The 3,275-nt window shown below is 52.5% G+C and carries 2 rRNA genes; both read right to left on the reverse strand.

Annotation, left to right across the window (positions count from 1 at the left end):
• Nucleotides 1-66 precede the first annotated feature (66 nt).
• Nucleotides 67-181, reverse strand: a 5S ribosomal RNA gene (rrf, locus tag AXW79_RS21085).
• Nucleotides 182-308: 127 nt separating this feature from the next.
• Nucleotides 309-3,198 (reverse strand): 23S ribosomal RNA (locus AXW79_RS21090).
• Nucleotides 3,199-3,275: the final 77 nt, after the last annotated feature.

Raw genomic sequence — 3,275 nt, forward strand, 5'->3', positions numbered from 1 at the left:
CGCAGGAATGATACATGTCAGGCAATAACAAACCCCGCTCATCGAGCGGGGGTTTTCGTGTTGGGGGCCTGGCAGTGTCCTACTCTCGCATGGCGAATGCCACACTACCATCGGCGCTACCGCGTTTCACTTCTGAGTTCGGCATGGGATCAGGTGGTTCCACGGCGCTATGGCCGCCAGGCAAATTACTTCAATCTAAGAAAGCTGACGTGAATAACAACTGTCACCTTAGGTGGTGGTCGCTATCACTGAATTAGGTAGTAGTTCTTCAATTTGCTACAAGGCCCAGAACACTTCTTGGGTGTTGTATGGTTAAGCCTCACGGGTAATTAGTATGGGTTAGCTCAACACATCACTGCGCTTACACACCCCACCTATCAACGTTGTGGTCTCCAACGGCCCTTTAGGACCCTCAAGGGGTCAGGGATGACTCATCTCAGGGCTCGCTTCCCGCTTAGATGCTTTCAGCGGTTATCGATTCCGAACTTAGCTACCGGGCAGTGCCACTGGCGTGACAACCCGAACACCAGAGGTTCGTTCACTCCGGTCCTCTCGTACTAGGAGCAACTCCCTTCAATCATCCAACGCCCACGGCAGATAGGGACCGAACTGTCTCACGACGTTCTGAACCCAGCTCGCGTACCACTTTAAATGGCGAACAGCCATACCCTTGGGACCGACTTCAGCCCCAGGATGTGATGAGCCGACATCGAGGTGCCAAACACCGCCGTCGATATGAACTCTTGGGCGGTATCAGCCTGTTATCCCCGGAGTACCTTTTATCCGTTGAGCGATGGCCCTTCCATTCAGAACCACCGGATCACTATGACCTACTTTCGTACCTGCTCGACCTGTCCGTCTCGCAGTTAAGCTGGCTTATGCCATTGCACTAACCTCCTGATGTCCGACCAGGATTAGCCAACCTTCGTGCTCCTCCGTTACTCTTTGGGAGGAGACCGCCCCAGTCAAACTACCCACCAGGCACTGTCCGCGAGCCCGATTCAGGGCCCTGCGTTAGAACATCAAACATACAAGGGTGGTATTTCAAGGACGGCTCCAGCGCAACTGGCGTCACGCCTTCAAAGCCTCCCACCTATCCTACACATGTAGGTTCAATGTTCAGTGCCAAGCTGTAGTAAAGGTTCACGGGGTCTTTCCGTCTAGCCGCGGGTACACCGCATCTTCACGGCGAATTCGATTTCACTGAGTCTCGGGTGGAGACAGCATGGCCATGGTTACACCATTCGTGCAGGTCGGAACTTACCCGACAAGGAATTTCGCTACCTTAGGACCGTTATAGTTACGGCCGCCGTTTACCGGGGCTTCGATCAAGAGCTTCGCTTGCGCTAACCCCATCAATTAACCTTCCGGCACCGGGCAGGTGTCACACCCTATACGTCCACTTTCGTGTTTGCAGAGTGCTGTGTTTTTGATAAACAGTCCCAGCCATCTGGTCACTGCGACTCCCAACTGCTCCATCCGCGAGGGACTTCACTGTCAAGAGCGAACCTTCTCCCGAAGTTACGGTTCTATTTTGCCTAGTTCCTTCACCCGAGTTCTCTCAAGCGCCTTGGTATTCTCTACCCGACCACCTGTGTCGGTTTGGGGTACGATGACTTGTAATCTGAAGCTTAGAGGCTTTTCCTGGAAGCAGGGCATCAATGGCTTCACCACCGTAGTGGCTTCGTCTCGTGTCTCAGTGTTGTGTCTCCGGATTTGCCTAGAAACACCACCTACGCACTTTCACCAGGACAACCGTCGCCTGGCCCACCTAGCCTTCTCCGTCCCCCCATCGCAATTACAAGTCGTGCAGGAATATTAACCTGCTTCCCATCGATTACGCCTTTCGGCCTCACCTTAGGGGTCGACTCACCCTGCCCCGATTAACGTTGGACAGGAACCCTTGGTCTTCCGGCGAGGAGGCTTTTCACCCCCTTTATCGTTACTTACGTCAGCATTCGCACTTCTGATATCTCCAGCATACCTCTCGATACACCTTCGCAGACTTACAGAACGCTCCCCTACCACTCACACATAAGTGTGAATCCGCGGCTTCGGTGCCTGGTTTGAGCCCCGTTACATCTTCCGCGCAGGCCGACTCGACTAGTGAGCTATTACGCTTTCTTTAAATGATGGCTGCTTCTAAGCCAACATCCTAGCTGTCTGAGCCTTCCCACATCGTTTCCCACTTAACCAGAACTTTGGGACCTTAGCCGGCGGTCTGGGTTGTTTCCCTCTTCACGACGGACGTTAGCACCCGCCGTGTGTCTCCCGGATATTACTTACTGGTATTCGGAGTTTGCATGGAGTTGGTAAGTCGGGATGACCCCCTAGTCCAAACAGTGCTCTACCCCCAGTAGTATTCGTCCGAGGCGCTACCTAAATAGCTTTCGGGGAGAACCAGCTATCTCCGAGTTTGATTGGCCTTTCACCCCCAGCCACAGGTCATCCCCTAACTTTGCAACGTTAGTGGGTTCGGTCCTCCAGTTGATGTTACTCAACCTTCAACCTGCCCATGGCTAGATCACCCGGTTTCGGGTCTACACCTTGCAACTAGACGCCCAGTTAAGACTCGGTTTCCCTACGGCTCCCCTATACGGTTAACCTCGCTACAAAATGTAAGTCGCTGACCCATTATACAAAAGGTACGCAGTCACCCCGAAGGGCTCCCACTGCTTGTACGTACACGGTTTCAGGTTCTATTTCACTCCCCTCACAGGGGTTCTTTTCGCCTTTCCCTCACGGTACTGGTTCACTATCGGTCAGTCAGGAGTATTTAGCCTTGGAGGATGGTCCCCCCATATTCAGACAGGATGTCACGTGTCCCGCCCTACTCGATTTCACTTCAAGGTCGTTTTCATGTACGGGGCTATCACCCTGTATCGCTGGCCTTTCCAGGACCATTCCACTAACTTCCAAGAAACTTAAGGGCTAATCCCCGTTCGCTCGCCGCTACTGAGGGAATCTCGGTTGATTTCTTTTCCTCGGGGTACTTAGATGTTTCAGTTCTCCCGGTTCGCCTCGTTACACTATGTATTCATGTAACGATACCCAAGTTATCTTGGGTGGGTTTCCCCATTCGGAAATCTGTGAGTAATAGCGTCTCTTACCGACTTCTCACAGCTTATCGCAGGTTAGTACGTCCTTCATCGCCTCTGACTGCCAAGGCATCCACCATGTACGCTTAGTCACTTAACCATACAACCCCAAGAAGTGTCGTTGAAACGACGCGACTTGTTGAAGTACAACAAGGACCAAAATAAATCTTCGGTTTC

Origin of the sequence: Aeromonas salmonicida subsp. salmonicida (assembly GCF_001643305.1) — a bacterium.
Taxonomy (GTDB): Bacteria; Pseudomonadota; Gammaproteobacteria; order Enterobacterales; family Aeromonadaceae; genus Aeromonas; species Aeromonas salmonicida.